The organism is Rubrivivax benzoatilyticus JA2 = ATCC BAA-35, assembly GCF_000190375.1.
Classification (GTDB): Bacteria; Pseudomonadota; Gammaproteobacteria; order Burkholderiales; family Burkholderiaceae_C; genus Rubrivivax; species Rubrivivax benzoatilyticus.
In genome coordinates this window covers 1-5,326 of record NZ_AEWG01000018.1, presented here as the reverse complement: position 1 = coordinate 5,326, position 5,326 = coordinate 1, and the positions used below count along the sequence as shown (strand labels likewise).

2 tRNA genes and 3 rRNA genes are annotated in these 5,326 nt (G+C 53.6%); all 5 read left to right on the top strand.

Annotation, left to right across the window (positions count from 1 at the left end):
- Positions 1-75 precede the first annotated feature (75 nt).
- The 5 genes from RBXJA2T_RS01620 to rrf all read left to right on the top strand — a co-directional run bounded on the left by RBXJA2T_RS01620 (position 76) and on the right by rrf (position 5,222).
- A 16S ribosomal RNA gene (locus RBXJA2T_RS01620) occupies positions 76-1,604 on the top strand.
- A 72-nt stretch (positions 1,605-1,676) separates the two neighbouring features.
- Positions 1,677-1,753 (top strand) — tRNA-Ile (locus RBXJA2T_RS01615).
- 6 nt (positions 1,754-1,759) lie between these two features.
- Positions 1,760-1,835: transfer RNA gene (locus RBXJA2T_RS01610), tRNA-Ala, on the top strand.
- Positions 1,836-2,114: 279 nt separating this feature from the next.
- A 23S ribosomal RNA gene (locus RBXJA2T_RS01605) occupies positions 2,115-4,991 on the top strand.
- A gap of 118 nt (positions 4,992-5,109) precedes the next feature.
- Positions 5,110-5,222, top strand: a 5S ribosomal RNA gene (gene rrf / locus RBXJA2T_RS01600).
- Together the 16S, 23S and 5S rRNA genes with 2 tRNA genes alongside form the textbook arrangement of a ribosomal RNA operon.
- Positions 5,223-5,326: the final 104 nt, after the last annotated feature.

Here is a 5,326-nt window from a genome sequence, read left to right as displayed (position 1 = left end):
GGTCCTAGTGACTTTAAACGCTCATGGAAATAGAAGTGAAGTTCACTTCGATTCCTATTGAGCAAATTCAAGATCGAACTGAAGAGTTTGATCCTGGCTCAGATTGAACGCTGGCGGCATGCCTTACACATGCAAGTCGAACGGTAACAGGCCGCAAGGTGCTGACGAGTGGCGAACGGGTGAGTAATGCATCGGAACGTGCCCAGTAGTGGGGGATAGCCCGGCGAAAGCCGGATTAATACCGCATACGACCTACGGGTGAAAGCGGGGGACCGTAAGGCCTCGCGCTATTGGAGCGGCCGATGTCAGATTAGGTAGTTGGTGGGGTAAAGGCCTACCAAGCCTGCGATCTGTAGCTGGTCTGAGAGGACGACCAGCCACACTGGGACTGAGACACGGCCCAGACTCCTACGGGAGGCAGCAGTGGGGAATTTTGGACAATGGGCGCAAGCCTGATCCAGCCATGCCGCGTGCGGGAAGAAGGCCTTCGGGTTGTAAACCGCTTTTGTCAGGGAAGAAATCTTCTGGGTTAATACCTCGGGAGGATGACGGTACCTGAAGAATAAGCACCGGCTAACTACGTGCCAGCAGCCGCGGTAATACGTAGGGTGCAAGCGTTAATCGGAATTACTGGGCGTAAAGCGTGCGCAGGCGGTTATGTAAGACAGATGTGAAATCCCCGGGCTTAACCTGGGAACTGCATTTGTGACTGCATAGCTTGAGTGCGGCAGAGGGGGATGGAATTCCGCGTGTAGCAGTGAAATGCGTAGATATGCGGAGGAACACCGATGGCGAAGGCAATCCCCTGGGCCTGCACTGACGCTCATGCACGAAAGCGTGGGGAGCAAACAGGATTAGATACCCTGGTAGTCCACGCCCTAAACGATGTCAACTGGTTGTTGGGAGGGTTTCTTCTCAGTAACGTAGCTAACGCGTGAAGTTGACCGCCTGGGGAGTACGGCCGCAAGGTTGAAACTCAAAGGAATTGACGGGGACCCGCACAAGCGGTGGATGATGTGGTTTAATTCGACGCAACGCGAAAAACCTTACCTACCCTTGACATGCCAGGAATCCTGCAGAGATGTGGGAGTGCTCGAAAGAGAACCTGGACACAGGTGCTGCATGGCCGTCGTCAGCTCGTGTCGTGAGATGTTGGGTTAAGTCCCGCAACGAGCGCAACCCTTGTCATTAGTTGCTACGTAAGGGCACTCTAATGAGACTGCCGGTGACAAACCGGAGGAAGGTGGGGATGACGTCAGGTCATCATGGCCCTTATGGGTAGGGCTACACACGTCATACAATGGCCGGTACAGAGGGCTGCCAACCCGCGAGGGGGAGCCAATCCCAGAAAACCGGTCGTAGTCCGGATCGCAGTCTGCAACTCGACTGCGTGAAGTCGGAATCGCTAGTAATCGCGGATCAGCTTGCCGCGGTGAATACGTTCCCGGGTCTTGTACACACCGCCCGTCACACCATGGGAGCGGGTTCTGCCAGAAGTAGTTAGCCTAACCGCAAGGAGGGCGATTACCACGGCAGGGTTCGTGACTGGGGTGAAGTCGTAACAAGGTAGCCGTATCGGAAGGTGCGGCTGGATCACCTCCTTTCTGGAAAAAGCACTCAATTTCAAGCGCTCACACTTATCGGCTGTTGTTGACGACAGACTATCCCGAGTGTGCGGGTCTGTAGCTCAGTCGGTTAGAGCACCGTCTTGATAAGGCGGGGGTCGTTGGTTCGAATCCAACCAGACCCACCATCCTCTGGGGGTGTAGCTCAGCTGGGAGAGCACCTGCTTTGCAAGCAGGGGGTCATCGGTTCGATCCCGTTCACCTCCACCATCCCACGCACGAGCGTTTGAAGCGCAAAGCACTTGCCTGAGTGTTTTGCGGTTCGATCGTTTCGATCGGCTGTCGTCGTTCTTTAACAATTCATAGAGTCGAAAATCAGCGTTGCTGATGGAAAGCATCTTTCGGGATGCGCCGTGCCATCAGCGACAGTTTGATTGCGTCAATACAAACTTTGATTCGCGAGAATTGAAGTTCGGCATAACGCGTGAATACTCAAAATCTGTCATTGACCGGATGTCTGAAGCGAGAGCTTCGGCGTCAAAGTTATAGGGTCAAGTGACTAAGTGCATGTGGTGGATGCCTTGGCGATTACAGGCGATGAAGGACGTGGCAGTCTGCGATAAGCCTCGGGGAGCTGGCAAGCAAGCTTTGATCCGGGGATTTCCGAATGGGGAAACCCACCCGCAAGGGTATCGTCATCTGAATACATAGGGTGACGAGGCGAACCGGGCGAACTGAAACATCTCAGTAGCTCGAGGAAAAGACATCAACCGAGATTCCGAAAGTAGTGGCGAGCGAAATCGGAACAGCCTGTACGTTTTAGCAGTCGATTTATCAGAACGGTCTGGAAAGTCCGGCCATAGCAGGTGATAGCCCTGTATGAAAAAAGTCTTCTGTGGAACTAGGCGTACGACAAGTAGGGCGGGGCACGTGAAACCCTGTCTGAACATGGGGGGACCATCCTCCAAGGCTAAATACTCGTAATCGACCGATAGCGAACTAGTACCGTGAGGGAAAGGCGAAAAGAACCCCGGGAGGGGAGTGAAATAGATCCTGAAACCGCATGCATACAAAAAGTCGGAGCCCGCAAGGGTGACGGCGTACCTTTTGTATAATGGGTCAGCGACTTACATTCAGTGGCAAGCTTAACCGAATAGGGAAGGCGAAGGGAAACCGAGTCCGAATAGGGCGTCTAGTCGCTGGGTGTAGACCCGAAACCAAGTGATCTATCCATGGCCAGGATGAAGGTAGGGTAACACCTGCTGGAGGTCCGAACCGACTAGTGTTGCAAAACTAGCGGATGAGCTGTGGATAGGGGTGAAAGGCTAAACAAACTTGGAGATAGCTGGTTCTCTCCGAAAACTATTTAGGTAGTGCCTCAAGTATTACCGTCGGGGGTAGAGCACTGTTATGGCTAGGGGGTCATGGCGACTTACCAAACCATTGCAAACTCCGAATACCGATGAGTACAGCTTGGGAGACAGTGCACCGGGTGCTAACGTCCGGACACAAGAGGGAAACAACCCAGACCGCCAGCTAAGGTCCCCAAAATTGGCTAAGTGGGAAACGAAGTGGGAAGGCTAAAACAGTCAGGATGTTGGCTTAGAAGCAGCCACCATTTAAAGAAAGCGTAATAGCTCACTGATCGAGTCGTCCTGCGCGGAAGATGTAACGGGGCTAAGCCAGTTACCGAAGCTGCGGATTTGCACGCAAGTGCAAGTGGTAGGAGAGCGTTCCGTACGCCTGCGAAGGTGGATCGTGAGGTCTGCTGGAGGTATCGGAAGTGCGAATGCTGACATGAGTAGCGTTAAAGGGGGTGAAAAGCCCCCTCGCCGAAAGCGCAAGGTTTCCTACGCAACGTTCATCGGCGTAGGGTGAGTCGGCCCCTAAGGCGAGGCAGAGATGCGTAGCTGATGGGAAACAGGTCAATATTCCTGTACCGATCTATAGTGCGATGTGGGGACGGAGAAGGTTAGCTCGGCCGGGTGTTGGATGTCCCGGTTCAAGCCTGTAGTCGTGGCCCTTAGGCAAATCCGGGGGTCTTAGATGAGGGGTGATAACGAGGCGGCTTGCCGCCGAAGCGAGTGATACCCTGCTTCCAGGAAAAGCCACTAAGCTTCAGCTATAGACGACCGTACCGCAAACCGACACTGGTGCGCGAGATGAGTATTCTAAGGCGCTTGAGAGAACTCTGGAGAAGGAACTCGGCAAATTGACACCGTAACTTCGGAAGAAGGTGTGCCTTTAGTAGGTGAACCATTTACTTGGGGAGCCCAATGAGGCCGCAGAGAATCGGTGGCTGCGACTGTTTATTAAAAACACAGCACTCTGCAAAGACGAAAGTCGACGTATAGGGTGTGACGCCTGCCCGGTGCTGGAAGATTAAATGATGGGGTGCAAGCTCTTGATTGAAGTCCCAGTAAACGGCGGCCGTAACTATAACGGTCCTAAGGTAGCGAAATTCCTTGTCGGGTAAGTTCCGACCTGCACGAATGGCGTAACGATGGCCACACTGTCTCCTCCAGAGACTCAGCGAAGTTGAAATGTTTGTGATGATGCAATCTCCCCGCGGAAAGACGGAAAGACCCCATGAACCTTTACTGTAGCTTTACATTGGACTTTGAACAGATCTGTGTAGGATAGGTGGGAGGCTTTGAAGCGGTGCCGCTAGGTATCGTGGAGCCAACGTTGAAATACCACCCTGGTGTGTTTGAGGTTCTAACCTTGGCCCGTTATCCGGGTTGGGGACAGTGTATGGTGGGCAGTTTGACTGGGGCGGTCTCCTCCCAAAGCGTAACGGAGGAGTTCGAAGGTACGCTAGGCACGGTCGGAAATCGTGCTAATAGTGCATAGGCATAAGCGTGCTTGACTGCGAGACTGACAAGTCGAGCAGGTACGAAAGTAGGACTAAGTGATCCGGTGGTTCTGTATGGAAGGGCCATCGCTCAACGGATAAAAGGTACTCTGGGGATAACAGGCTGATACCGCCCAAGAGTTCATATCGACGGCGGTGTTTGGCACCTCGATGTCGGCTCATCTCATCCTGGGGCTGTAGCCGGTCCCAAGGGTATGGCTGTTCGCCATTTAAAGAGGTACGTGAGCTGGGTTTAAAACGTCGTGAGACAGTTTGGTCCCTATCTTCCGTGGGCGCTGCAAGATTGAGGAAGCCTGCTCCTAGTACGAGAGGACCGGAGTGGACGCACCTCTGGTGTATCGGTTGTCACGCCAGTGGCATTGCCGAGTAGCTAAGTGCGGAAGAGATAACCGCTGAAAGCATCTAAGCGGGAAACTCGTTCCAAGATGAGTCTTGCCGGGGCCTTGAGCCCCCTGAAGAGTCGTTCGAGACCAGGACGTTGATAGGCCGGGTGTGGAAGCGCAGTAATGCGTTGAGCTAACCGGTACTAATTGCTCGTGAGGCTTGACCCTATAACTTTGACGATTGAGTCGAACGGGTTATGCCAGTAGCGCGATCGAACAGCTGATTTTCAAATACTCTATGAATTGGCCTAGCTGCCCCCAAGAAGCAGCGAGGCGACAAGTCAAGCCTGATGACCATAGCGAGGTGGTCCCACTCCTTCCCATCCCGAACAGGATAGTGAAACGCCTTTGCGCCGATGATAGTGCGGGTTCCCGTGTGAAAGTAGGACATCGTCAGGCTATTTATTCGAAGGCCCGGTTCAATACGAACCGGGCCTTTTTGTTTTTGGCGAACGATTGACCGGAGCCCGATCAGCGCACCGAAAGCACCTCGCCCAGCAGGC